The sequence below is a fragment of the Streptomyces rimosus subsp. rimosus genome (assembly GCF_000720725.1).
Lineage (GTDB): Bacteria > Actinomycetota > Actinomycetes > Streptomycetales > Streptomycetaceae > Streptomyces > Streptomyces rimosus_A.
On sequence record NZ_JOCQ01000050.1, the window covers coordinates 37,046 to 61,619 of the forward strand.

Below are 24,574 nucleotides of genomic sequence, written 5' to 3' on the forward strand. Positions count from 1 at the left end.
GGAATGCGACGAGCGACGCGCTTGTTGTCCCGCACGTATCGCCCGCACAACGGGCGACGCATGTGCTTGCCCGCACCGAGCCGGCGAGCGTCATGCGATGGGTGGTGGTCCGTAATACGGAAGAGGAGACGCCGTGGCCGAACGCAGCCCCGAGACGAACGTCATCGACTTCCGGGCCGCCGAGCAGTTGCTGGAGGCCCGCGACCCGCGTGGGGCCGTGCAACTCTTGGACCCGCTCATCGCGGCTCACCCGGAAAACACCGCGGCCCGCCTGCTGCGCGCCCGCGCCTTCTTCCACGCCGCCCAACTCCGCCCGGCCGAATTGGAATTCCAGATCGTCCTGGAACGCGAACCGGACAACGCGTTCGCCCACTTCGCCCTGGCCCGAACCCTCCAGCGTGCCAACCGCCCCGACGAGGCCCAACGTCACTTCCGCCTCGCCGCAGCCCTGGACCCCCGCCCAGACTTCATCGAGGCCGCCCGCTTCGAGCCCCCGGCAGCCCCGGAGGCGTAAACCAGACGGCCGAGCCGCCGTCACATCTCCCTTGCGGTGACTGGTTCGGCCCGATGCAGGATCACTTCCTCGGACGGTCCACCAACGCGATGGGGCCGAAAACACCCGTTCCCGGTTGTGAATGCGGCGAATGGGGATGCTGGCCCCTCATGGCCCGCATCACCGCGACGACCGACTCCGTGATCTGGGACTCCTTTGAGCAACCCCATCGCAATACCCGCGAGTACACGGCGTTCGGTCCGTTCCAGTTCGACCGTCGCCAATACGACGACACCCTGCGCGCGCAGAACACCGCAATCGGCCCTGTCGAGACGTAAACCGCACCCGCTACCGATAGTTCAGAGAAGCCTGCATCCGCTGCCCCGACCTCCAGATCGGCCCCCGCCAGCGATCCCGACTCATCGAGATCATTCAGAACCTCCGCGAGCGCATCCGCGAGGCCCGCGCCAACGGCTGGCTCGGCGAAGCCGAAGGACTCCAGGTCAGCCTCGACGCCGCCAACGCCAAGCTCAACAGCCTCAAGCGCATCCCAGCCGACGGCCGACCACAGCTGGTCGACCTCGGCATGCCCGTCTTCGCCGACCCACCCGCCCCTCCCACACCGCCAGGAGAGTCTCCGCATGCACCCGATAAGCCTGATCTCGTTCGGCTACCTGCACCTGCCCACGGACCCGGACGGCAGGCCGATCCCGCCGACCGCTGACCGGATCGAGGACGTCCGCGACCGGCTCCGCGACCCCGCCGCCGCCCGCGACATCCTCGATCTCGACGGCCTCAACCCCCGCGTCCAGGACATCGTCCTGAACACCCCCGGCGCCCGTGAACCGCTCGACAACCTCGCGGTCTACGCCAACCTCCCGGCAGGCCCGGCGCATCGCGATCGGATGCGCCGGCGGTCGCCATAGGGCCAGCGGACTTGCAGAACTCCTTGCCCGAGCACTCCGCGAACACGGTCGTGATGTCGAAGTCGAGCACCTCCACGTCCACCTTCCCCGCGTCCTGAAGGCGCCGCAGTGAGGCAGGCGCTGGTTGCTGGGCTATGCCTCGCGCCATGCATCGGTGACACAGCCGTCCTCGAAGTGCCACCACCCGTCCTCCACACCGCGGACGAGCAGCGCCTTGATCCCGGCAAGATCTGCCTCGGCTGGCACGGTGAAGGCGACCAAGGGGAACTCTTCGCTGAAGACCTCCCCACCCAGGCCGAACGGCGACAGCTGCTCGTGAACAGCGTGAGCGCTTTGTCCCAGCGGACCGGACGGAACGGGCAGGACGCGGATGGTGCAGTTGCCCGATGCCTTCACCCGTTCCTTCGACCAGTGGAGACCGTCTGCATCCGTCACAAAGCGCACGATCTCGCCCTCGGCGACCCCGTTCTGCAGGAAGGGGGCGTTCTCCACCCGGGCAGTATCGGCGCTCAGCCGCGTTGCCCACAGCCCCTCGGTGTCATGGGGCAGCCAGCTTTCACGCGGCACAAACCGGAACCACACCTTGATCCGGTTGTTCTCAGCGGCGAGGGGCCCGGACGGAGTCATAGAAGTCACGGTCCAGATGATCGCGCACTCGCCTTCACACATCGAACGCAGGTCCGGCTGCCCTTGGTCCGGGAAATCACGCGGCCCTCCACCGGCTCCGCAACCGCAACCGCCGAGCCGCCCGCCATGAAGCTGCGCCCCCTACGGCGACCCCCGAGCCAGCCCCGGTCGTGGATCACCTGCAGGGTGGCTGTTGATCCAGCTCAGACCGCCGATGTCGAGCCGGGTCCGGGCCCGTGTCACGGCCACGTAGGCCAGGCGCGCCTCCGCGAGATCGATGGGCCCGGAGAGCGGCTCGCCGTCCGCGTCCTGTTCGTCCAGGTCGTCCGGCGCGGTGAAGTCGTCCGCGATCCTGACCGTCGGCCACTCCCGGCCCTTCGCGCGGTGCGTCGTCGAAACCGTGACCTCGGCCGAGTCCTCCGGAACCAGCCTGTCCAGGGCTTGCAGCACAGCCTCCGTGCCGTGTTCATCGACCAGCTCGACCAGTGGCAGGAGATCCCGGCCGGACGGGTCGTACTCCGCGTACTCCCGCAACTCCTCCCAGGACTCGAAGAGCATCAGCTCAGGATGTGACGGCCGACGGCCCGATCTCAGGTCATGTGCGGACTGTGCCAGCGCGGCCAGGGTTCCGCCGCCACCCGCCAAGGCGACCTGGCGGCCCAGTTCGAGCTGCCGTATCACTTCCACCATCGCGCCGACGTTGGTGCGGCACAGGACCGCGTCCGGCCTTGTGACCTTCATCAGCTCCGTGGTCAGCGACGGCGAGCCGGTGAGCCGGATCGGTGCGCCGACGATGGTCAACCAGCGATTGGCTTCCTCGGCCAGCGCGGAGCCGAAGCGGAACGACTGCGACAGGGTCAGCTGTCTGCCGCTGTCGAAGGTGCTCATCACGTCCCGCGCTCCGCGCCAGCCGTAGATGGCCTGCGCGGAATCCCCGACCAGGACCAGCTGGGCATGGCCGCGCTGGGCGGTGAAGACCTGCTCGACCACGGGATTGGTGTCCTGCGCCTCGTCCAGCAGGAGAAAGTCCGCCGCGATCTTCGGCTCGCTCAGTGCCCACATCTTCAGATAGTGGTCGTGCTCGAAGCGGACGGTGCCCCGCTCGGGGTGCTGGAGATCTTTCCACGCCCTGCGGGCGAAAGGGAGGACGATCTCCGACAGCTGCGCGTGCATCCCGTCAGCCTCGACACCGCGCAGCCGTGGCACATGCTGAGCTGTGAGCTCGGAATCGGCGGAGTGGCAGAACCGGGTCACCGTCCGCAGCGCCGAGTAGGACAGCGCTCTGTTGCCGATCCGGCGGGCGCCGATGCGTACGCTCATCCCGGCGTCGATGCCTAGAGCGGCGCCGATCCGCCAGCCTGCCTGCCGCGGGGCGTTCAGCCGGGTCTGATAGTTCCTGCCGACGGACGCGTATGCGAGCGCGTGTGCTGTGCTGCACGTGACGTGCTCGGGGAAACTCCGGGTGGCATCCCGCGCGATGGCCTTGTTGAAGGCGATGTAGCGGCCTTGCCGGCACGGTGGCCGTCCGCGTGGTGGCGTACAGCGGGCGAGCATGGCGAGCGTCGTGGTCTTGCCCGTGCCTGCTCCGGCCTGGATCACGAGGTGATCGCCGGTTCGGAAGGCGTCCGCGGCGGCGGTCTGCTCGGCTGTCGGCTGGTTCATGATTCGCTCCTCGCGTCGTACTGCTCTCGTCACTGTGCGTGACGACTGGACCGACGGTAGCCCATCGCGAGCCCGCCGTGGGATTTCTTTCATGGCCTGTGGATAACTTCGGCCGAACCCCCGCCGACGACGGCGTTGTCAGTGCCGTCTGCTTCCATCGATCTCAGGCGGTCGGAGCGATCCGCGTCTTCGCGTCCCGTGTCGCAGGCGCGGGCCCGGCTCCGGTGCGTCACCGTCACCGGTGTGCAGCGGAAGGGAGGGGAGTGGCATGGACGACCGTAAACTCGCAGGTCGGGGTGAGGGGCAGGTGAGACCTGGGCGTTGGACGGCAGTGGCCGGGGCCGGACAGGTGCGAGAGGACCGCAAGGCGCAGGAGACGCGAGGGGCGTCAGGAAAGGGCAGGGACATGGCGGAGAGCAGGGAGATGGCGGGGCGGCCGACGCCCGCGGCCGGCCTGCCCGCTGCCGCGAGTGCTGCGACCCGCGCCCGCGACGGACAGGGAGCCAGGGGGGAGTGGGCGAGTGCGGACACTCCCGTAATCGTTGGCTGCGCTGCGGTTTTCCTGCCTGCCGAGCCACCCCGAGCAGGGAAGTTCGCCTTCTGGCGACCGGACGGTGGCCCCCTCCCGAACCTCCCCGTGACTGTACGTGACGACAGACGGGGACCGGGTGGTCTCGGGGCGGCAGGGGTGCAAGGGGCGGGAGGGCCGGGATCCGCCAGTACAGCGGAGACCGCCGGTCTGACCGTCGCGCGTCGGCACGGAAACGGCGCTCGCCGCCGAACGGTCCCCGCCCTGCTGCTCCCCATCGCCGAGGCCGTCCCCCTGCTGGCCCATGCCCGGCACGACCCGGCCGCTCACCCCGCCGCGGCCTGCTGGGGCGCGGCCGTCCTGCACGCACTGCACCTGGCCGCGCGCGGCCGGCTTCTGCCCGGGCTGACTGCCCAGGACACCGACGCCTGGCGCGCCGGGCCGCTGGATCCCGAGGACGCGGCGCACCTCCGGGCCATTGCCGCCGCCATGCCGCCCGAGGCGTACGCCGTTCCGCTTCCCGACAGCCGCCCCTTGCAGGTCCACGATCCGGTGCAGCTCGTGCGCGCCCTCGTGGACGCGGTGACGGACGCCCTGCCCCGTACGCCCGCTGCGGCTCACATGATCGGCGCCCCGTTCGCGGCGACGGCGCCGCAGTACCTGCCCGGCGCGCGCGACTGGGCCGCCGAAGTGGCGGCGGGGGTGGACGCCGGGGTACGGCTGTCACTGCGGCTCGACCTGGCCGCCCACGGGCTCTTCGACATGCGGGACGACGCAGGAACCGGCCGGGACGGTGCCTCTGATACGCCCACCGATACGAGTGCGGCACCAGCCCGTACCGCTGCCGAAGAGCGCAGTGCCGCTGCCGCCGTCCTCCAGGTGCACAGTCTCACCGATCCCACGCTCGTCACCGACGCCGGACAGCTGTGGGAAGGGGAAGGGCCCGACCACTTCGGTCCCCGCGCCCGGGTCGACACACTGCTCGCGCTGCGCCGGGCGGCCCGCGTCTGGCCTCCGCTGGCCCGCTTCCTGGAGCGGCCGGTGCCCGACGTGCTCCCCTTGGCCGAAGAGGAGTTGTACGAGCTGCTGGGTGACGCGGCGCCCCGCCTGGCCGCTGCCGGAGTCGCCGTGCACTGGCCGAAGGAGCTGGCCCGCGGGCTGACCGCGGCCGCCGTCATCCGCCCGGCCCCCGGCACCGCGGCCGACGGGTTCGGCTTCTTCGACACGGAGAAGCTGCTGCAGTTCCGCTGGCAGGTGGCCCTCGACGGCCTGCCGCTCTCCGAGGCGGAGATGGACACCCTGGCGGAGGCCCACCGGCCCGTGGTCCGGCTGCGTGACCAGTGGGTACTGGTCGATCCGGCGCTCGTCCGCAAGGCCCGCAAGCGTGAACTGGGCTACCTGGACCCGGTCGACGCCCTCGCCGTGACACTGAACGGCGCGACCGAGGTGGACGGCGAAGAGGTCGAGGTGGTGCCCATGGGCGCCCTCGCCGCGCTGCGCTCCCGCCTGACCCAGGACGCGCCGGTTCCGCCACAGCCCGCCGGACTGCACGCGACCCTGCGCGACTACCAGCTCCGCGGCCTGGCCTGGCTGGACCGGATGACCTCCCTCGGCCTCGGCGGCTGCCTTGCCGACGACATGGGCCTCGGCAAGACGGTCACAGTCATCGCCCTCCACCTGCACCGGCGCCCCACCGCCCCCGTCCTCGTGGTCTGCCCGGCCTCCCTCCTCGGCAACTGGCAGCGCGAGATCGAACGCTTCGCGCCCGGCGTTCCCGTACGCCGCTTCCACGGCACCGGCCGCAGCCTCGAAGACGTCGACGGCGGTTTCGTCCTGACCACGTACGGCACGATGCGTTCGAGCGCCGCCGCACTCGCCGCCCGCAGCTGGGCCTGGGTCGTCGCGGACGAGGCACAGCACGTGAAGAACCCCAGATCCTCTACCGGCAAGGCGCTCCGTGGCATCAAGGCTCCGGCCCGTATCGCCCTCACCGGGACCCCTGTCGAGAACAACCTGTCCGAGCTGTGGGCCCTCCTCGACTGGACCACCCCCGGCCTGCTCGGCTCCCTGAAAACCTTCCGCGCCCTGTACGCGCGCGAGGTCGAGGGCGGCGAGGACCCGGAGACGGCCGAGCGCCTCGCCAGACTGATCCGCCCGTTCATCCTGCGCCGCAAGAAGTCCGACCCCGGTATCGCCCCCGAGCTGCCGCCCAAGACCGAGACGGACCACCCGGTGGCCCTGGGCCGCGAGCAGGCCGCGCTCTACGAGGCGGTCGTCCGCGAGACGCTGGCCCGGATCGAAGCGGCCGAGGGCATCGCCCGGCGCGGCCTGGTCATGAAGCTGCTGATGGCCCTCAAGCAGATCTGCAACCACCCCGCGCAGTATCTGAAAGAAGCCGCGCCCGGCCTGGCGGCCCGCTCCGGCAAACTCGAACTCCTCGACGAACTGCTCGACACGATCCTCGCCGAGGGCGGCGCGACGCTGATCTTCACGCAGTACGTGGAAATGGCGCGGCTGCTCGAAAGACACCTCACAGCGCGCGGCATCGGCAACCAGCTCCTGCACGGTGGTACGCCCGTGAAACAGCGCGAGGAGATGGTCGACCGCTTCCAGGCCGGTCACACCCCGGTCTTCCTGCTCTCCCTGAAGGCCGCCGGCACCGGGCTCAACCTGACCCGCGCCGGCCACGTGATCCACTACGACCGGTGGTGGAACCCGGCCGTCGAGGAACAGGCCACCGACCGGGCGTACCGCATCGGCCAGACCCAGCCCGTCCAGGTCCACCGGCTCATCGCCGAAGGCACGGTCGAGGACAACATCGCCGAACTGCTCACCGCCAAGCGAGCCCTGGCGGACGCGGTTCTGACCGGCGGCGAGACCGCGCTCACCGAACTGACCGACGCCCAGCTCGCCGATCTCGTCTCCCTGAGGAGGGCCGCATGAGCCGCCGCCCGCGCCCCCTGCCCGGAGACGGCGCCGGCCGCTTCGCCCGCAGCCCCGCCCCCGGCCCGGACACGCCCCCGCCGGCCCGTCCGGGCGGCCGCGGTGCCACACCGGACCGTCCGGGCCGCATGGACCGCTCCGACCGCTCGCGTACGTTCCCGCCGCTGCCGCAGCGCTCCGGCGCCCGAGGACTGTTCGCCGAGTCGTGGTGGGGCAGCGCCTGGCTGGACGCCCTGGAGTCCACGGCCCTGGACAGCGCCCGCCTCGACCGCGGCCGTACGTACGCACGCGACGGCAACGTCGACACGATCAACATCACCCCCGGACGCATCGCCGCCACCGTACGGGGCAGCCGGCCGCGCCCGTACAACGTGGTGATCCGCCTCCAGGAGCTCTCCTCCGGTGAGTGGGCCGACCTGCTGGACGCCATCGCCGCCGAGCCGGCCCAAATCACCGCACTCCTGGCCAAGGAACTGCCGCGATCCGTCGCCGAAGCGGGCGTACGCCTGCTGCCCGGCCCGGGCGACCTCGTACCGCGCTGCTCCTGCCCCGACCACGGCCACCCCTGCAAACACGCCGCCGCCGTCTGCTTCCAGGTGGCACGGCTGCTGGACGCCGACCCGTTCGTGCTCCTCCTCATGCGCGGCCGCGGTGAACGCGAACTCCTCGACGAGCTGTCACGCCGGAACGCGACCCTGACGGCCCGCGAATCCCGCAGTGCTCAGCTCGCGCCACCGGCGGCGGCTCCCGGGCCGCTGTCGGGTGCGCGCGCCGACGCACGCGCGGCTGCTGCCGCGGCGAGCAAGGCGAGGAGAGCCGCAGCCGATCGGGAAAGTTCGCAGGTCAGGGCAGAGGCGGGAACGAGTACGGACGCCGAGCACCGCGTGGCCTCGGCGCCGGCGGATCCGGCTGCGGGGCCGCGCTCGCCGCACGGTGTACTCGCCCGTGACGCCCTGACCGACCGACTGCTGCCGCCCCTCCCACCCCCTATGCCCCTGCCGCAGCACCCCGGGCAGACCCACGCCCTCCCGGATGCCGACGGCCTCCCGCTGGACGCGGCCGCCCTCGAATTCCTGGCCACTGACGCCACAGCCCGCGCCCACGCCTACCTGAGCGCACTCCAGACCGACGCCCCGGCACCACCGGCCTCCACTCCGGTCTCCGGAACGACATCCGCGGCCCGGACGGAACACCCCCCGGCGACCGCTATATCGCCCTTCCCCGCCCTCACGCCCTGGCAGGACGGCATCCGGCTGGCCGCCACCGCCCACCCCACCGCCGGCCTGACCTCGACGACCCGTGCCCTCTACCGCGACCTCGCCGCCGCCACCGGCCGCAGCGTGACGGACGTGGCGCGCGCCGTCGCCGCCTGGCGCCAAGGCGGTCTCGAAGGACTGACCCTCCTCGACACCACCTGGAACCCGCCCGCCGGTGACTTCGACCGCGCCCGCAGCGCCCTGACAGCCGCCGACCTGCCCGCCCTCCGCCCCCGTCACAACCACCTCACCGACCCCGCACGCGGCCTCCAGCTCCGCTTCGGTCACGACAACCGCTGGTATCCGTACGAATCCGACCCCGGCACCGAGGACTGGTGGCCCACCGGCCGCGCCGACCCCGACCCCGTAGGGGCCCTCACCGCGCTGCTCGGCCAGTGACCTAACCTCGTTGGCCGTGGAAGGTCTCGATACACTCACCCGCTCGCTCGCCCGGCGCACCCCCGAAGAGCTGGCCGCCCTGCTCACCCGCCACGCGGAACCACTGTCCCGTCGGCCCGCGCCCGCCCGGCTCCGCGAACTGGCCACCGCCCTGTGGTCGTACGAAACCCTCCACCACACCGTCCTCCACCTCGACCACCCCCGCCTCCAGCTCCTGGCCGCCACCGCCCGCGCCAGCCAGGACCTGGCCCGGCGTGCCGCCGCCCTGCCCGCGGCCCCCGCCGCCGGAGCCGACTACCAGTCGCTGATGGCCCACCGGCTGTCGTTCCCGGACCTGGCCGCGGAGCCGGTTCCGGTGGAGGAGGCGTACCGGGCCCTGGGCGCCGACGCCCCCGGCCCTGCCCGCGATGTGGTGGCCGCCGCCCTGGAACTCCTCTACGAGGACGGGCTCGCGGCCCCCACCGAAGACGGTGCGATCGTGGTCCCGCCCCGTATCCCGCAGCTCCTGGCCGCCCACGACCTGGGCCCCTTCGCCCCCACCGCTCCGCAACCGCCCGTGGCCGAGGCCATTTCGCGGGAGACCGGCGCCGTCAGGGCCTCCGTCCAGGACGAATCCCAGGCCGCCGCCTCCACCCTCGCCGCGACCCTGGACCGCCTGCTCGCCTCCCTCGCCGACCGGCCCGCCGCCCTCCGCAAGACCGGCGGACTGGCCCTGCGCGAGATCAAACGCCTGGCCAAGGCAGCCGGTACGACCGAGGCCCGTACCCGTCTCCTGCTCGACCTCGTACTCGCCGCCGACCTCATCGCGCTGACCCGTACCCCTGCCGGTATCACGGCCGCGCCTACAGGTGCGTACGACGACTGGCTGACACAGACCCCTGGTGAGCGACTCGTTCCGGTTCTGACCGCCTGGGCGGCTCTTTGGTCCATTCCGACGTACACCCCCTTCGGCGAGACCCCCACGGCGCTGGTGCGCGGCGAAGACCGGCACGCGCCGGCGCTGCGCCACGCCCTCCTCAAAGCGCTGTCCACTGCACCTGCTGACCCGCCGGGTCACCAGCCCGGCCTCTCCGCTCTCCTCGAAGCTGCGGCCTGGCACCGCCCGCTGGCCGTCAGCGGCGAACCGCTGGCCGAGGACCGCGCCGCCCACATCCTCGACGAGGCCGCTTTCCTGGCCCTCACCGCACACGGCGCCCTGACCCCACTCGGCCACGCCCTCCTCTCGGCGTCCCCCGCAGACTCCGGCCCGCTCGCCGACGTCCTTGATGACCTCCTGCCGCAGCCTCTCCAGCAGGCCCACTTCCAGGCGGACTTGACCGCTGTCGTGCCGGGTCCGCCGTCCGCGGCCCTCGCCGTCCTGCTGTCCTCGACCGCCGACCGGGAATCCGAAGGCCACGCCGTGACCTGGCGGTTCACCCCTGCTTCCGTACGTCGCGCCCTCGACTCCGGCCACGACGCCGCAGACCTCCTCGAAGCCCTCACCGAGGCGTCGGCCACCGCCGCCCTGCCGCAACCCCTGACCTACCTCGTCCAGGACGCCGCCCGCGCCCATGGCCGGATGCATGTACTGCCCACCGGCTGCTGCATTCGCTCCGACGACGAAGCACTGGTCCGCGAACTCGCCGCCCACCAAGCCCTCCAAGTGCTCGGACTGCGCGCCATCGCCCCCACCGTTCTCGTCAGCGCCCAGCCGCCCGCCGCGACGCTCGAAGCGCTGCGTGACGCCGGTTACGCCCCCGCGCTCGAATCCGAAACCGGCACGGCATCCGTCGAACGCATTCCCCGCCACCGCGCCGCCCGCACCGGATCCGGCCCGTCCGGCCAGGTCATCAAGTCCCTCGCACTCGCCCGGCGACTCCTGGCGGCCTGACCGGCGGTGCGGGAACCGCCGATTGTCAGTGGGGTCAAGTAGCGTTGGTGGCCAGGAAGTCGACGAGGGGAAGAAGCGAAGAAAGAGGGAGCGGCGGACGCAGTGCGGACGCGTCCGGTACGGGACTGCTGAGGTGCCCGGGGCGAGCCGGTGAAGGTGGTGGCCCACCACCGCCCGACCGCGGCCCGGCCTGGGCAAGAAGAGAAACTTCTCCTTACCGTCTTACCGTGGCAACGGACGCACGACCGTACGTCTCGTACGGCTGGACAAGGGGGGCCGATGGACGCGGAGTTGACAGCGCTCGCGACGGCAGGGGCGACGGCGCTGGTGCAGCAGATGGTGACGGAGGGGTGGGCGCAGGCCCGGCAGCGGGTGGCGGCGTTCTTCTCGCGGCGCGGGGGCGGCGGCGAGGAAGAAGCACTCGAAGGGGAGCTGGAGGTGTCGCGCACGGAGCTGGTGGCGGCACAGCGCGGCGGCGACGAGGCGGGCGAGGCCGACGTGGAGGCCGAATGGCGGGTACGGCTGCGACGCGCGCTGCGTGACGACCCGGCCGCGGCCGAGGAACTGCGACGGCTGCTGGCGGAGCTGCGCCCCGACACCGAACCCGGAGTCACGGTGAGGGACGTACACAACACCATGACCGGTGGGGCACACCGCGGGACGGTCATCCAGGCCGGGGTGATCTCCAAGGTCGAACAGAACGGCGGCGGGAGCACGGGAGGGCCCGCTCGTGGCTGACACGGGGCCCGGCGGGCCCGGACCGACCGCCGCATCCCGACCGGCCGCGCTCGGCCCCACGACGGACGACGGGGCAGCCGCCACCACGCGCAACCACATCAGCGGAACGGTCTACGGAGCCGCCGTACAGGCCCAGAGCATCGGCACGTTGACCATCCACGAGCCCGCACCGGCCATCGTGCCGGGCGCCCTGGTGCCCTGCACGCTGCCCCCGGTCACCCGCCACTTCATCGACCGCGAGGCCGTACTGGCCGAGGTGGTGAGGTTACTGGACCAGGCGCTCCTCGCCGGCGGCGCCGAAACCATGGGGCATGGCGGAGCACCCCTCGTGGTCGTCCTCTGGGGCCCGGGCGGTGTGGGCAAGACGGCCACCGCACTGCGCCTGGCCGCCGCGCTGCGGGGCCGCTTCGAAGAGGGCCAGTTGTACGCGAATCTGCGCGGCGCTTCCGCGTCCACGGCGGTCACGCCGTCCGAGGTGCTCCTGCGCTTCCTGCGCGACCTCGGCGTGCACCCGGCGTATGTACCGACGGACCCGGACGCGCAGGAGAGCGTGTTCCGCACGGTGACCGCGGAACGGCGCCTCCTCACCGTGCTGGACGACGCCCACTCCGCCGCCCAGGTACGGGCGCTTCTGGCCGCCTCCCCGGCCTCGCTGACCATCGTGACCAGCCGTACGGACCTGGGCCGACTGATCGTCGAGTACGGCGCGCACACCATACGGCTCGGCCCGCTCGGCACCCCCGACGCGGTCGGACTCCTCGCTCGCCTGGGCGGCGCCGGGCCCGGAGTCGAGGCGGTCGCGCGGCGGTGCGGCGGGATGCCGCTCGCGCTGTGCGCGATCGGGGCGCGCGCCGCCGCGGCACAACAGCCGGACTGGGAGCTGCTGGAGCGGGAAATGGCCATGAGCGACGAGACCGACGGGCCGTACGGGGACGAGCGGCCGTACGCGGATGCCGGGGCCGGCGAAAGGAAGGCGCCGCCTGGTGCGGCGGGCGAGCCGATGCGCGGCGCGATGGACGTCTCGTACGGCAACCTGTCGGAGGCCGCGGCCAAGGTGTTCCGGCTGGCGAGTCTGCGGCCGTGGCGGCATGTGACGCCGGGCGCCGCCGCAGCCGCGGCCGGTGTTTCCGAGGGCGAGGCGAGCGCCCTGCTCGCCGAACTGGCCGACGCGCGGCTGGTCGAGGCAGTGTCCGAGCCAGAGGCGGCAGCGAAGACACGAGAAAGCGAACCGCAGGCCGGGGACGGCTCCGCGACCGGGGGCAAGGCCGATGCGTCCGGCCAGGCGCGTTACCGCTTCCACGACCTCTGGCGGCAGTACGCGGAACAGCGCGCACTGGCGGAGGACGGGATAGCGGGGGCGGCAGCAGCGGTACGCCGGACGCTGCTCTGGTACGTACGCGCCGCGGCGGCGGCCGACGCGTCCGTGCTGCCCGGCCGCTGGCATCTCGGGCCGGCGTATGCCCGACTGGAGGGACGGCCCGCCGCGTACGAAAACGGCTTCAGCGCGCTGGCCTGGCTGCGGGACGAGCGGGAAAACCTCGCGGAAGCGGTACGGGCCGCGGCGGACCACGGGCTCGACGAACTGACGTGGCAGCTGTGCGAGGCTATGTGGGGGCTGCACCTGCGGCTCGGATTCCACCAGCAGTGGGTCGCCACCCACCGGCTCGGGATGGAGGCCGCGGCGCGCTGCGCGGAGGAGTGCCCCCAGGCCGAGGGACGGATGCGCGCACAGCTCGGCTTCGCCTACCTGGGCCTCGCGGACTACGGACAGGCAGCGGCGCAATTCGAAGGCGCGGCTGCATCCGACCAGCGCGCCGGGCACATACGGGGCGAGGCCACCGCGGTCGAATCGCTGGGACTGCTGCGTCTGAAGCAGGAGCGGTGGGCCGACGCCGCCGAGTGCTTCCGGTCGGCCCGCGACCTTGCCCGGCAGGTCGGCGACCCCCGGGCGCTGGCCCTGCTGGAACACCACCTCGGGCGGTCGCTCCAGGGCATGCGCCGCCACGAGGAGGCAATCGAACAGCTGCGGCACGCCCGGGAACTGATACGCGCGCTGCCCGACCCGTACAACGAGGCACGTGTGCTGATGACCCTCGGCCGGACACTGATCGACGCCGGGCGTGCGGAGGAGGCCGACGAGCCGCTCGGCCGGGCCGCGACGGTCATGGTGGCGGAAGACTCGGTCGTCCAGCAGTCGGATCTCGCGGAGCTGCGTGCCGACCAGGCCCAGCAGGTCGGGGATACGAAGGCGGAGATCCGCTGGCTGAGGACGGCGTTGCAGCTCCACGAGAGGACGGGGGCTCCGAGAACCGGCGCCGTACGGGCTCGACTGGAGCAGTTGGAGCGGGAGGAAGTCTGCGAGAACGAAACGGGCCGCGGGGTAGCCGATGTGGGCGGCCGTGAGCGGGGTGATGCAGTGCCGGAGGAGTTCAGCGGGGAGGAGTGATCGTCACCCGGAGATGGTGGGCGGCGTCGCCCGTCATCACGGTCAAGCCGCCGAGGAGGTCTTCGAGCGGCCTGCCTCGCTCGTACCAGGCGTAGAGGGCCGAGGCGTACACGGCCGGATCACACCGGTCGCGGCGGCCGTCCGGGCCGGGCGCCGCGGTGAGGGTGACGAGGCTGCCGTCCGGGATGCGTACGAGACAGGTGTCCGGCGCGGTGACACATGCGGCCATCGCGCAGTGCCGGTGACGGCGCATCGCTTCCTGGGCCCAGGCCGCGGGCTCGGGCTGGGAGTCGTGGAGCACCAGGTCGGCGAGCGGCAGCCGGGTGCTGTCCGGCGTGTCCTCGTGGATGGCGGTGTGGGACGCGACGGCCTGGGGTGCGCCGTGATCAGCGGGTGTGGGCGCGGATGGGTACGCCGCCGCAGGCGGGTCCGAGTGCGCGAACGAGCCCGAGCCGGTGTCCGCGTAACGGGTGACCGTTATCTCGGGCGGTGCGGCGGGACGGCGGTCGCGCAGGTGGGTCAGGACGTGGAGGGGAGCGCGGAGCGGGGTGGCCGGTGGCACAGCGGTGGGATCGCCACCGTGGGCGGGCAGGAGGAGGCGTGGCAGGTAGGCGGGAAGGCCTGGTTCGGAGAGGCCCATGAGGCCGTAGAAGGTGCGCCGGAGCAGTCCGGCCGAGGTACCGGGGGCGGAGCTGGCCAGGGCGGCGAGCTGGGCGTACCGGTCCGGATGGTGGCCGGCCAGCAGCGCGTCGAGCTGGGGGAGCAGCGGCTCGTACGGGCGGAGCCGGGGCGCCGTGCGGCCCAGCTCGGCGACCGGTGACGCCGGGTCGAGGTCCTGGGCCGGGAACGCGCCGAGGAGTACGGGCGTACCGATGGCGGCCGCGTAGTACGTCACGCTGCCGTGATCGCCGATGACGGCGTCGGCGGCGGCCAGGACCTGCCGCCAGGGGCCCAGCGGAGGTACGACGGTCAGCCCGGCGTACTGGGCGTGCCGCAGCCAGGCACGGACCTGGCCGGGGCCGTGTCCGTGCCAGATGTTCGGGTGCAGGACCGCGCAGCGACGGTAGCCGTCGACGGGCAGTTCGCGGACGAGGCTGTCCAGGAGCCAGGGAAGGACGTCCTGCGTGTCGCCGAACAGGGAACGTGGCCCCCAGGTGGAGTTGACGACGATGAGGCGCTGACCGGTGGCCACACCGAGGGCGCGGCGGAAGTCGTCGCGGTGGGGGAGTGCGGCCAGCAGGCGGTCGAAACACGGGTCACCGGCGAGTACGGCCGTACGGGCAGCGGGCGGGCAGGCGTGGCGGAGGCGGGTGAGCTGCTCGGGGTGGGACAGTACGGTCGCCGTCGCGACGGGCTCGCCGTCGTGCAACAGCCACTCAGGAGAAAGCCCGAAAACCGGCGCTTGCCCAGGCCCAGGCCCTGGCTCCGACCCCGGCACCCAGTGTCCGGTGTCCGGTGTCCGGTGTCCGGTGTCCGGTGTCCGGTGTCCGGTGTCCGGTGTCCGGTGTCCGGTGTCCGGTGTAGGTAGCCTCTTATTGTAGCCAATGCCGTGCGACAGGATGGCCAACTTCCCGCGAATCTCGTGGAGTTCGCCGCCATAGCTGGCGCTGATCGCCAGATCCACCGGCGTCTCGACGGCCTGTTCCCACGGCAGGACGGGCAGCCCGGCGTCCGCCAGCAGTTCCGGTACGCCGTGCAGGTAGGGCGACGACCCTGTACACGTGGCCAGGCACTGGACGCGCGGGTCGGCGTCGAACAGGGGAAGGACGTCCAGCAGGCGGGTCGCGGAGGTGACGTTGTGGACCACGAACAGGACGCGTGCGGCTCCGGCCCGGGTGGACCACTGCGGCCCTTCCGGACCGACCGGCACCCGCAGCCACCTCTGCCCGTCTACGACCGCTTCCCCCATGCGTCCCACCCTTCACCCCTGGCCCGACCGGCCACCCTAACCGGTGAGCTCGTCCGGGCGTCCTGCCCGGCAGAATGAAGGAGTGCGGCTCGAAGCGATCACCTGGGAACGGCTGACCGACGTGCTGGCCGAGCGCATCCGCGCGACGGCGACGGCGGACGGCGGGCCGTGGCTGCGTGTCGCAATCGACGGGCCGCCGGCCGCCCGGGCCGGGGAGGTCACCGAGCGGCTTGCGGAAGCGCTCCGACTGCGCGGCAGGCCCGTACACGTCGTCGCGGCCGACGGCTTCCTGCGCCCCGCGTCCCTGCGCCTGGAGTACGGGAAGGAGGACGCCGACGCGTACTACGACGAGTGGTACGACCGGCAGGCGCTCTGGCGGGAGGTGCTCACCCCGCTCGATCCGGGCGGCACGGGCCGGGTGCTGCCGGACCTGTGGGACCCCCGGACGGACCGGGCCACGCGCAGCCCGTACACCGAACTGCCACCGGGCGGCGTGCTGCTGTTGCACGGGCCGCTGCTGTTCGGCCATTGGTTCCCCTTCGACCTGACGGTCCACCTGAAGCTGTCGTCCGCCGCGCTGGCCCGCCGTACGCCGGAGGGGGAGCGGTGGACGCTGCCCGCGTTTGCGCGGTACGAGGACGAGGTGGGGCCCGGGGAGGCCGCCGACATCGTCGTGAAGGCGGACGATCCGAACCGGCCGGCGTGGAACGGGCGTGGCTGAGCGGGTGGGGCCCCTTATAGGGCGGACGCTGAAATGTGGGCTTACTCAGGACGGCTGCGGGTGGTCCCCCTTTCCGACAGCCTAGGGCGGGCCACTGACAATTGGGCAATGGGCAATGGGCAATGGGCAATGGGCAATGGGCAATGGGCAATGGGCAATGGGCAATGGGCATGGGCCAAGCCAGGGCCTGGGGCCAGGGCATGGGCCTGAACCTGGACATGATCCTGGGCAGGCCTGTGCTGTGTGACCTGAATCCGGGACTGTGGGGGATCCCGGGACTGGGGCGGGGCTGTGGAGTGTGGGACGGCGGAAGGGGTGTTGTGCGTGGAGGAGATCGGCTGGGAGGCGGGTGGGGCTCGGTGGCTGAATCCGCCGCCGGAGGTGCTGTGCGCGGGCGGGGCCTCCGATGGCGGGCCGATGACTGTCACGGCGGCTGAGGGGAGCGACTTCTGGCGGCGGACCGGTTACGGCTTCGTACGGGACACCGGCCATGCGTTGCTGGCGCCGTTTCCTGCGGACTCGGCTGTCGAGGTGTCCTTCATCGCGGCCTTTGACGAGCTGTACGACCAGGCCGGGGCGATGGTGCGGGTGGACGCGCGCACGTGGACCAAGGCCGGGCTGGAAATGAGCGACGGCGCGCCGCAGTTGGGCGCGGTGGTCACCCGCGAGTGGTCGGACTGGTCGCTGGCGCCCGTACCGGCATGGGCGGGCCGCGAGGTCACGGTGCGCGTCAGCCGTAGCGGCGACGCGCTGACCGTACGGGCGCGGCGCGAACAGGAACCGTGGCGCATGGTGCGGCTGGCGCCGCTGGACCCGGGCGCCAGGGCGTACGCCGGTCCGTTCTGCTGCTCGCCGCAGCGGGCGGGGCTGCAGATACGATTCACCCGCTTCGCGGCCGGGCCTGCCGACGCGTCGCTGCACTGCCCGTAACCCGTAACCCGTAACCCGTAAGGGGACGAGCCCCGTACCGCGTCAGGCGTCGGCGAGGGTGAGCAGCTTCGTCACCGTGTTCCAGTTGCGGGCCGTGGCCGTCACGCCGAGGCGGGCGCGGGAGACGGCGTCGGCGAGCTTGGAGCGCCCCACGCCGTTCGGGCACCACATGTAGAGCTCGCGGCCGATCAGCCGGAGCCGGTCCGGGGCGTACGCGTCGGAGTCCAGCTGCTTCAGCGGGGACGGGTCGGCAGGGGTGTCGGACAGGAACGTCACGTGGAGGGTCTTGGGCTCGGCCTCGGCCTGCGGGAAGGGGTTGGCCGCGACGGCGGCGGCCAGCTCATCGCGCGTCCGGACCACCACGGGGACCGGGAAGCCCAGTTCCTCGGCGATCCCGGCCTCGATGCGGCGCGCCGTCTCCCCGGGCGGCGTGCCGGGGTCGGCGAAGACGATGTTGCCGGTCTGGAGGAGAACCGTCACGTCCCGGTGGCCCAGAGCCGCGAACAGTTCGCGCTGTCGAGCCATGGGGAACTTGTTGTGACCTCCGACGTTGATGCCGCGGAGGAGGGCGATCTGGCGGGGCATGACGGGTGCGGGCCTTTCGTGCGGAGAGTGCGGTGGAGGGGCGAGCCGGAGGGGCTAGCCGGAGGAATGGCAGGACAGGCTGGGGGCGGGAGTGCTGGTGCGGAGGCCGCCGGCCGCCCTCAGTCCGTACGGGATCTTCAGAAGAGGGGCTGCGGGAGGACGCCCTCCAAGGCCAGCAGATGCCGCTTGGTGTCCAGGCCGCCGCCGAAACCGCCGATCCCGCCGTCGCTCGCCACCACCCGGTGGCAGGGGACGACGACCGGGAGGGGGTTGGAGCCCATGGCCGCACCCACCGCGCGGGCCGCGCCCGGCTCGCCGACCCGGTCGGCCAGGTCCTGGTAGCCGACCACCGCGCCGTACGGGACATGGGCGGCCAGCTCGCGCAGCACCCGTTCGTTGAAGCCCGCGGACAGCGACCAGTCCAGGGGGACGGTGAAGGCCCGCAGGCCGCCGTCGAAGTACCGGGCCAGCTCGTCGGCCGCCGTGGTCAAGTGGGGTATCTCCGGGAGGGGTTCGCGGCCGAACGCCAGACGCAGGCGGTTCAGCGACTGGCGGACGACCCGCTCGTCGGAGTGGAAGGCGACCAGCGCCAGCCCCTCGCGGGTCGCCGCGAGCAGCAACGGGCCGATGGGCGTGTCCAGGACGCGCCAGGCCCAGTCGCGCGGCTCCCGCGCCCGGAGCGCTTCACCGAGTTCACCGTGTTCACCGTGTTCACCGCGTCCACCGCGCTCACCGGGCTCGACCCGTTCCGGGGCGTCCTGCCCGGAGGGCTCCCGTGCTCCCAGCCCGCTCCGGCCCGGTGCATTCTGCTCAGGCGGTTCCTCGGGGCCGGGGCCCTTCTGCTGCCCGGCCCGGCCGCCCCGCTGATCCCGCTCTGTGTTCGTCACGGCATCAGCCTAGGACCCGCCACTGACAACGCCCCCGGAACCGAGGCAGGCGGCTCCTGGGGGCGTCGTCAACCACCGATGGGCGGCCGGGGGCGCCGTACTACCGGACGGACTTCTCCAGGGCCTTGCGGACGACGTCCGGCTTGTTGCTGATGATGCCGTTCACGCCCTGGCCGGCAGCCTTGACCGCGTTGGCGGCGTCGTCGATGGTCCAGGTGAAGACCTCCAGCGGGCGGCCGTGCGGGCCCTTCACCTTGTGTACGGACGCGACGTACCCGGCGTCGATCGACTTGTACTGGGGGTTGATCTGGTCGGCGAACGCGGCGTACTTGGGCAGTTCGGCGACGGCCGGCGTACCGAGGAAGCCCGTCTTGATGTCCGGCCGCAGGCCGTGCACCTTCTTCACCGAGTCGGCGCTGAAGCTCTGCACGATCAGCCGGCGCTTGACGTGGTCGCGGTCCAGCCAGCCGTCCTCGCGCAGCTCCTTGAGGATCTGCCGCTCGATGCCGGGGTAGAGCTCGGGCGACTTGATCTCCAGCAGCAGGTTCTGGTCGTTGTCCTCGACGGTGTCCATGTAGTCCTCCAGTGTCGGGACCCGCTCACCGGTGAACTTCGGGCCGAACCAGCTGCCGGCGTCCAGCTTCTCGATCTCCGCGAGCGTGAAATCGGCGACGTTCCAGGGGGCGCGGTCCGGGAAGACCTGCTCCACGTCGGTCGTCCGGGCGAGCGACGTGTCGTGGAGGATGACCAGTTCGCCGTCCTTGGTGCGCTGAACGTCGTTCTCCACCCACGCGAAACCGAGATCGGCGGCCGCGTCGACGGCGGCGAGCGTGTTCTCGGGCGCGTAGGCGGAGGCGCCCCGGTGGGCGACAGTCGTCACACCGCGGTGGCCGTCGGCGGCCTGGGCGCTTGAGACGGGGAGCAGGGACACGGTCAGGCCCACGAGCACACCGGCGACAGCGGCGACGGGACGGATACGCATGCGGACTCCTAGTGACGACGTGATGGCGAGCGCGTACGGGGGCGGGCCTGGCGTGAGCCAGCCATGGCGGGCTACGGCCACGGTTCCGGTCGGATGGGCCGGAAGTGCAGCCGGGACCCGCCGGAATTCCCGCGGTGAACGAGGTGGATTCGGGGTGGGACGCGCAGAGAGTCGCAGTCGGGACGTACCGGAAGACAGGCGTCGGATGGACAGAAACTGAACGAGAAGTGTCCTGTGTTCCGTGTTTGAACGCCTGGATCGCGCGACCTCCTCAAAAAGCACGCAACATACGCACGTGCCGCGCCCGCCCCGGGGCGCGGAGTCCCGGCCTTCGCGCCCGCCGGCCGGGATATCGGCCCGCCCGGCCCCGCTGGCCGGTTCCGGCCTTGCGCTCGCCGCGTCCCGGCTCCCGGCCGCCCCCGTGCGGCCCCGTCGGCTTCGGCCCGGGTGCCGCCGGGGCCGTGCCGGTCCGGCCCCCTCCGCGCGGGCCCGCCCCCGGTCGCCGCGCTCCGCCGCTCCCGTCGGCAGCGCCGACAGAACCGCTGGTCGGAGCGTTGCCCGGCCGATTGTCAGTGGGGGGCCGTACGGTTGATGACATGCGGCCCGTTTCCAAGATCGAACGCACGGTGGCGCCCTTCGAGGTCGTCAGCCCCTATCAGCCCAGCGGCGACCAGCCGGCGGCCATCGCCGAGCTCGCGCAGCGCGTCAGCGGCGGTGAGAAAGACATCGTCCTGCTCGGCGCGACCGGTACCGGCAAGTCGGCGACCACCGCGTGGATGATCGAGAAGCTGCAGCGCCCCACCCTCGTCATGGCGCCCAACAAGACCCTCGCGGCGCAGCTCGCCAACGAGTTCCGCGAGCTGCTGCCCAACAACGCCGTCGAGTACTTCGTCTCGTACTACGACTACTACCAGCCCGAGGCGTACGTCCCGCAGTCGGACACCTACATCGAGAAGGACTCCTCGATCAACGAGGAGGTCGAGCGGCTGCGCCACTCCGCCACGAACTCCCTGCTCACCCGGCGGGACGTGGTCGTGGTCGCCTCGGTGTCCTGCATCTACGGCCTGGGCACGCCCCAGGAGTACGTCGACCGCATGGTGGCGCTGAAGGTCGGTGACGAGATCGACCGCGACCAGCTGCTGCGCCGTTTCGTCGACATCCAGTACACCCGCAACGACCTGGCCTTCACCCGCGGCACGTTCCGCGTCCGCGGCGACACCATCGAGATCTTCCCGGTCTACGAGGAGCTGGCCGTCCGCATCGAGATGTTCGGCGACGAGATCGAGGCGCTGTCCACCCTCCACCCGCTCACCGGCGAGGTCATCAGCGAGGACCAGCAGCTCTACGTCTTCCCGGCCAGCCACTACGTCGCGGGCCCCGAGCGCATGGAAAAGGCCATCGCCGGGATCGAGGCGGAGCTGGCCGAAAGCCTGGCCACCATGGAGAAGCAGGGCAAGCACCTGGAGGCCCAGCGGCTGCGGATGCGCACGACCTACGACATCGAGATGATGCGCCAGGTCGGCTCGTGCTCCGGCATCGAGAACTACTCGATGCACATGGACGACCGCGCCCCCGGCACCGCGCCGAACACCCTCCTGGACTACTTCCCCGACGACTTCCTCCTGGTCATCGACGAGTCGCACGTCACCGTGCCGCAGATCGGCGCGATGTACGAGGGTGACGCCTCCCGCAAGCGCACCCTGGTCGAGCACGGCTTCCGGCTGCCGTCCGCCCTCGACAACCGGCCGCTGAAGTGGGAGGAGTTCCTGGAGCGCGTCGGCCAGACCGTCTACCTGTCGGCGACGCCCGGCTCGTACGAGCTCTCGCGCTCCGACGGGTACGTGGAGCAGATCATCCGCCCGACCGGCCTGGTCGACCCCGAGGTGATCGTCAAGTCCACCGAGGGCCAGATCGACGACCTGGTCCACGAGATCCGTGAGCGCACGGAGAAGGACGAGCGCGTCCTGGTCACCACCCTCACCAAGAAGATGGCCGAGGACCTGACGGACTACTTCGTCGAGCTCGGCATCCAGGTCCGCTACCTGCACAGCGACGTGGACACCCTGCGGCGCGTCGAGCTGCTGCGGGAGCTGCGGGCCGGTGAGTACGACGTCCTGGTCGGCATCAACCTGCTGCGCGAGGGCCTCGACCTGCCCGAGGTGTCACTCGTGGCGATCCTGGACGCCGACAAGGAAGGCTTCCTGCGCTCGGGCACGTCGCTGATCCAGACCATCGGCCGGGCCGCCCGTAACGTCTCCGGCCAGGTCCACATGTACGCGGACAAGATCACCCCGGCGATGCGCAGGGCCATCGACGAGACCAACCGCCGCCGGGAGAAGCAGCTCGCGTACAACAAGGAGAACGGCATCGACCCGCAGCCGCTCCGCAAGAAGATCGGCGACATCGTCGCGACCCTCGCGCGCGAGGAGATCGACACCCAGGAACTGCTGGGCACCGGCTACCGCAAGGCGGCCGACGGCAAGGACGTCAAGGGCAAGGCGCCGGTGCCCGCGCTGGGCGGGAAGGCGGCCAAGGGCAAGGCCGCGAAGGGCGCCACCACGCCCACCGACCGGCCCGCCTCCGAACTGGCCGAGCTGATCGAGGAAATGACCGACCGGATGCGGGCCGCCGCGGCGGAGCTGCAGTTCGAGGTGGCCGCCCGGCTGCGCGACGAGGTCGGCGAGCTGAAGAAGGAACTGCGGCAGATGAAGGAGGCTGGGCTGCGCTGAGCCCCCGGAGGGGGGCGGGGTGGCCGGGGCGGAGTGAGTCGCCCCGGCCGTTGGCCTCTTGGAGATATGTGGCCGGGGTGGTGGAGATATGCGGCCGGGGTGGTGGAGATGCCCGGCCGGGGTGGTGGCTTGCGTGCTGGTGCCCGGCAGGTTCGGGCCCTGACAGACCCTAGCCACGGCAGCCCAGTTACGGCAGCCCAGTCACGGCAGTCCCACCATGAGGGGCTCCTGTTGTCAGGGGCTCCTGCCACCGCGGCCCGCCACCGGGCTCCGCCGCCCAGGCGCCGCCACCGGGCTCCGCCGCCCAAGGCCCCACACCCAGCGCCCCCTCTCCCTCCCCACCCCCCCCACCCCGCGAAGCGTCTCCGTGTTGCAGGAACGCCACAAAGCGTGGGGTGGGTGCGTGGCGGAGGGTGGGCGTGCATAAGGTCGGGGGAGGCCGTCGGGGAGGCGGCAACGGGGAGAAACAGAGCGAGAGGGGACAGCACGTGTCGGTCAACTTGTCCAAGGGACAGGGAATCAGCCTGGCGAAGTCGGACGGGGGAACGCTGACCGCGGTGCGGATGGGCCTGGGCTGGCGGTCGGCACCCCGCCGCGGTCTGTTCGGGTCGCGCACCCGGGAGATCGACCTCGACGCCTCGGCCGTGCTGTTCGCCGACAAGCAGCCGCTGGACGTCGTCTTCTTCCAGCATCTGATCAGCGACGACGGTTCGGTACGGCACACCGGCGACAACGTGGTCGGCGGTGCCGGGCAGGGCGGGGACGACGAGGCGATCCTCGTGGACCTGGCGCGCGTTCCGGTGCACATCGACCAGATCGTGTTCACGGTGAACTCCTTCACCGGGCAGACCTTCGCCGAGGTGCAGGACGCCTTCTGCCGCCTCGTCGACGAGACCACCGGACAGGAAATGGCCCGCTACACCCTCACCGGCGGCGGTGACTACACCGCGCAGATCATGAGCAAGGTGCACCGCTCTGGCAGCGGCTGGCAGATGACCGCCATCGGCGAGCCGGCCCACGGCCGTACGTTCAAGGACGTGGTCCCGGCGATACTGCCGTACCTGTAAGCACGCATCGGGCCCCGCCGGCGGGCGGGGCGCACGAACACCACGGGGGAACGACGATGACGGCCGAGCTTGTCCGCGGGCAGAACCACCCACTGGACCGGACCCGTTTGGAGATCAGGATCGCGGCGGGCGGGCCCGTCGTCTCAGGGGTGACGCTCGCCGACGAGCGGGGCGCCCTCGCGGGCGTCGAGGCCGTCGCCCACCCGGGCGCGCCGCGCCGTACCGGCATCGAGGTCCCCCGGCAGGCCGCCGCCGCGCACCGGATAGCGGTGGACCTCGACGCCCTGCCCGCCGACGTGCACCGGGTCAGCGTGCTGCTCGCGCTGCCCGCCGGCATCGGCGGCCCGGCGGAGTTCGGGGCCGCGGCGGCCCCGTTCGTCGCCGTCACCGGCCTCGACGGCACGGGAATCGCCAGTTACACCCTCACCGACCTCGGTGCCGAATCGGCCGTCGTCGCGGTGGAGTTGTACCGCAGGCAGGGCGCCTGGAAGGTGCGTGCGGTGGGGCAGGGGTACGCGGGCGGGCTCGCGGCGATGCTCCAGGACCAGGGACTGCCGCAGGCCGCCGAGCTGGCTACGGAGATCCAGGAAGCGGTACGCGACGGTCTCGCGCGCTCGGTACCGGCCCCCGCCCCGGCGACCACAGCATCGGTGACCACGGCCCCGGCGACCACAGCCCCGGCGACCACAGCCCCGGCAACGGACCGTGCCACTACGGCACCTCCCGCCGAGCCGACCCCCGCGGCCCCCACCGATCCGCCCAGCAACACCGCTTCCACCAACACCACTTCCACTAACAGCACTTCCACCAACACCGCCCCCATCGACTACCACCACCCCAAGCGCCGCCCCACCACCCCGCCGCCACCTCAGAAC

At 71.8% G+C, this 24,574-nt stretch carries 20 protein-coding genes; 13 read left to right on the top strand and 7 right to left on the bottom strand.

Annotation, left to right across the window (positions count from 1 at the left end; translation table 11 throughout):
* The first annotated feature begins 133 nt into the window (after window positions 1-133).
* The gene (locus IH45_RS0124740; protein WP_030672485.1) at window positions 134-514 is read left to right on the top strand and encodes a tetratricopeptide repeat protein; all 381 of its coding nucleotides are present in this window, start codon (window positions 134-136) and stop codon (window positions 512-514) included.
* A 61-nt stretch (window positions 515-575) separates the two neighbouring features.
* Here the strand turns inward: IH45_RS0124740 and IH45_RS1000000148920 are convergent, their stop codons facing one another.
* Window positions 576-1,136, bottom strand: coding sequence for a hypothetical protein (locus IH45_RS1000000148920; protein ID WP_158813253.1), 561 nt, complete (start codon window positions 1,134-1,136; stop codon window positions 576-578).
* Between IH45_RS1000000148920 and IH45_RS01000000144055 the strand changes: the two genes are divergently transcribed.
* A complete protein-coding gene (locus IH45_RS01000000144055) occupies window positions 1,135-1,419 on the top strand; it encodes a RapZ C-terminal domain-containing protein (RefSeq protein ID WP_234440656.1) in 285 nt (94 codons plus the stop codon). The two genes, IH45_RS1000000148920 and IH45_RS01000000144055, sit on opposite strands and share 2 nt — an antisense overlap.
* Window positions 1,334-1,531 (top strand): RapZ C-terminal domain-containing protein, encoded by a 198-nt coding sequence (locus IH45_RS1000000150135; protein ID WP_234440653.1) that lies wholly within the window; start codon window positions 1,334-1,336, stop codon window positions 1,529-1,531. The genes IH45_RS01000000144055 and IH45_RS1000000150135 overlap by 86 nt, the downstream gene beginning before the upstream one ends.
* A 20-nt stretch (window positions 1,532-1,551) precedes the next feature.
* Here the strand turns inward: IH45_RS1000000150135 and IH45_RS0124755 are convergent, their stop codons facing one another.
* Together IH45_RS0124755 and IH45_RS0124760 are read right to left on the bottom strand one after the other, a co-directional pair.
* Window positions 1,552-2,046 (bottom strand): DUF4265 domain-containing protein, encoded by a 495-nt coding sequence (locus tag IH45_RS0124755; protein ID WP_030672489.1) that lies wholly within the window; start codon window positions 2,044-2,046, stop codon window positions 1,552-1,554.
* Window positions 2,047-2,187: 141 nt separating this feature from the next.
* Complete coding sequence (locus IH45_RS0124760; protein ID WP_032918260.1) at window positions 2,188-3,708, bottom strand: UvrD-helicase domain-containing protein; 1,521 nt, start codon at window positions 3,706-3,708, stop codon at window positions 2,188-2,190.
* Between the two features lie 424 nt (window positions 3,709-4,132).
* Between IH45_RS0124760 and IH45_RS0124765 the strand changes: the two genes are divergently transcribed.
* From IH45_RS0124765 to IH45_RS0124785, 5 genes are all read left to right on the top strand, one after another.
* Complete coding sequence (locus tag IH45_RS0124765) at window positions 4,133-7,180, top strand: DEAD/DEAH box helicase (RefSeq protein ID WP_234440654.1); 3,048 nt, start codon at window positions 4,133-4,135, stop codon at window positions 7,178-7,180.
* The gene (locus IH45_RS0124770; RefSeq protein WP_030672498.1) at window positions 7,177-8,835 is read left to right on the top strand and encodes an SWIM zinc finger family protein; all 1,659 of its coding nucleotides are present in this window, start codon (window positions 7,177-7,179) and stop codon (window positions 8,833-8,835) included. The genes IH45_RS0124765 and IH45_RS0124770 overlap by 4 nt, the downstream gene beginning before the upstream one ends.
* A 16-nt stretch (window positions 8,836-8,851) precedes the next feature.
* Window positions 8,852-10,705, top strand: coding sequence for a helicase-associated domain-containing protein (locus IH45_RS1000000150660; RefSeq protein ID WP_199810716.1), 1,854 nt, complete (start codon window positions 8,852-8,854; stop codon window positions 10,703-10,705).
* Between the two features lie 279 nt (window positions 10,706-10,984).
* Window positions 10,985-11,443 carry a hypothetical protein gene (locus tag IH45_RS0124780; RefSeq protein WP_032918264.1) on the top strand — a complete coding sequence of 153 codons (459 nt, stop codon included), beginning with the start codon at window positions 10,985-10,987 and terminating at the stop codon, window positions 11,441-11,443.
* A complete protein-coding gene (locus IH45_RS0124785) occupies window positions 11,436-13,889 on the top strand; it encodes a tetratricopeptide repeat protein (RefSeq protein ID WP_063763047.1) in 2,454 nt (817 codons plus the stop codon). Before IH45_RS0124780 ends, IH45_RS0124785 begins: the two co-directional genes overlap by 8 nt.
* Here IH45_RS0124785 and IH45_RS0124790 read toward each other — a convergent pair.
* A complete protein-coding gene (locus IH45_RS0124790; RefSeq protein ID WP_030672510.1) occupies window positions 13,873-15,798 on the bottom strand; it encodes a hypothetical protein in 1,926 nt (641 codons plus the stop codon). The two genes, IH45_RS0124785 and IH45_RS0124790, sit on opposite strands and share 17 nt — an antisense overlap.
* Window positions 15,799-15,880: 82 nt before the next feature.
* Between IH45_RS0124790 and IH45_RS0124795 the strand changes: the two genes are divergently transcribed.
* Window positions 15,881-16,519, top strand: a complete 639-nt coding sequence (locus tag IH45_RS0124795) for a nucleoside/nucleotide kinase family protein (protein ID WP_030672513.1) — start codon at window positions 15,881-15,883, stop codon at window positions 16,517-16,519.
* A gap of 324 nt (window positions 16,520-16,843) precedes the next feature.
* Window positions 16,844-17,449, top strand: coding sequence for a DUF1349 domain-containing protein (locus IH45_RS0124800; protein ID WP_394298706.1), 606 nt, complete (start codon window positions 16,844-16,846; stop codon window positions 17,447-17,449).
* 42 nt (window positions 17,450-17,491) lie between these two features.
* Here the strand turns inward: IH45_RS0124800 and IH45_RS0124805 are convergent, their stop codons facing one another.
* From IH45_RS0124805 to IH45_RS0124815, 3 genes are all read right to left on the bottom strand, one after another.
* Window positions 17,492-18,034 (bottom strand): DUF1697 domain-containing protein, encoded by a 543-nt coding sequence (locus IH45_RS0124805; protein ID WP_030672519.1) that lies wholly within the window; start codon window positions 18,032-18,034, stop codon window positions 17,492-17,494.
* A gap of 137 nt (window positions 18,035-18,171) precedes the next feature.
* Window positions 18,172-18,675 carry a methylated-DNA--[protein]-cysteine S-methyltransferase gene (locus IH45_RS01000000144060; RefSeq protein ID WP_032918273.1) on the bottom strand — a complete coding sequence of 168 codons (504 nt, stop codon included), beginning with the start codon at window positions 18,673-18,675 and terminating at the stop codon, window positions 18,172-18,174.
* Window positions 18,676-19,021: 346 nt separating this feature from the next.
* A complete protein-coding gene (locus IH45_RS0124815; protein WP_030672525.1) occupies window positions 19,022-19,903 on the bottom strand; it encodes a glycerophosphodiester phosphodiesterase family protein in 882 nt (293 codons plus the stop codon).
* Between the two features lie 596 nt (window positions 19,904-20,499).
* Between IH45_RS0124815 and uvrB the strand changes: the two genes are divergently transcribed.
* From uvrB to IH45_RS0124830, 3 genes are all read left to right on the top strand, one after another.
* Window positions 20,500-22,632 (top strand): excinuclease ABC subunit UvrB, encoded by a 2,133-nt coding sequence (uvrB, locus tag IH45_RS0124820; RefSeq protein WP_030672528.1) that lies wholly within the window; start codon window positions 20,500-20,502, stop codon window positions 22,630-22,632.
* Window positions 22,633-23,120: 488 nt separating this feature from the next.
* A complete protein-coding gene (locus tag IH45_RS0124825) occupies window positions 23,121-23,699 on the top strand; it encodes a TerD family protein (protein WP_030672530.1) in 579 nt (192 codons plus the stop codon).
* Window positions 23,700-23,755: 56 nt separating this feature from the next.
* A partial coding sequence (locus IH45_RS0124830; RefSeq protein WP_030672533.1) for a TerD family protein occupies window positions 23,756-24,574 on the top strand: 819 nt, incomplete at its 3' end.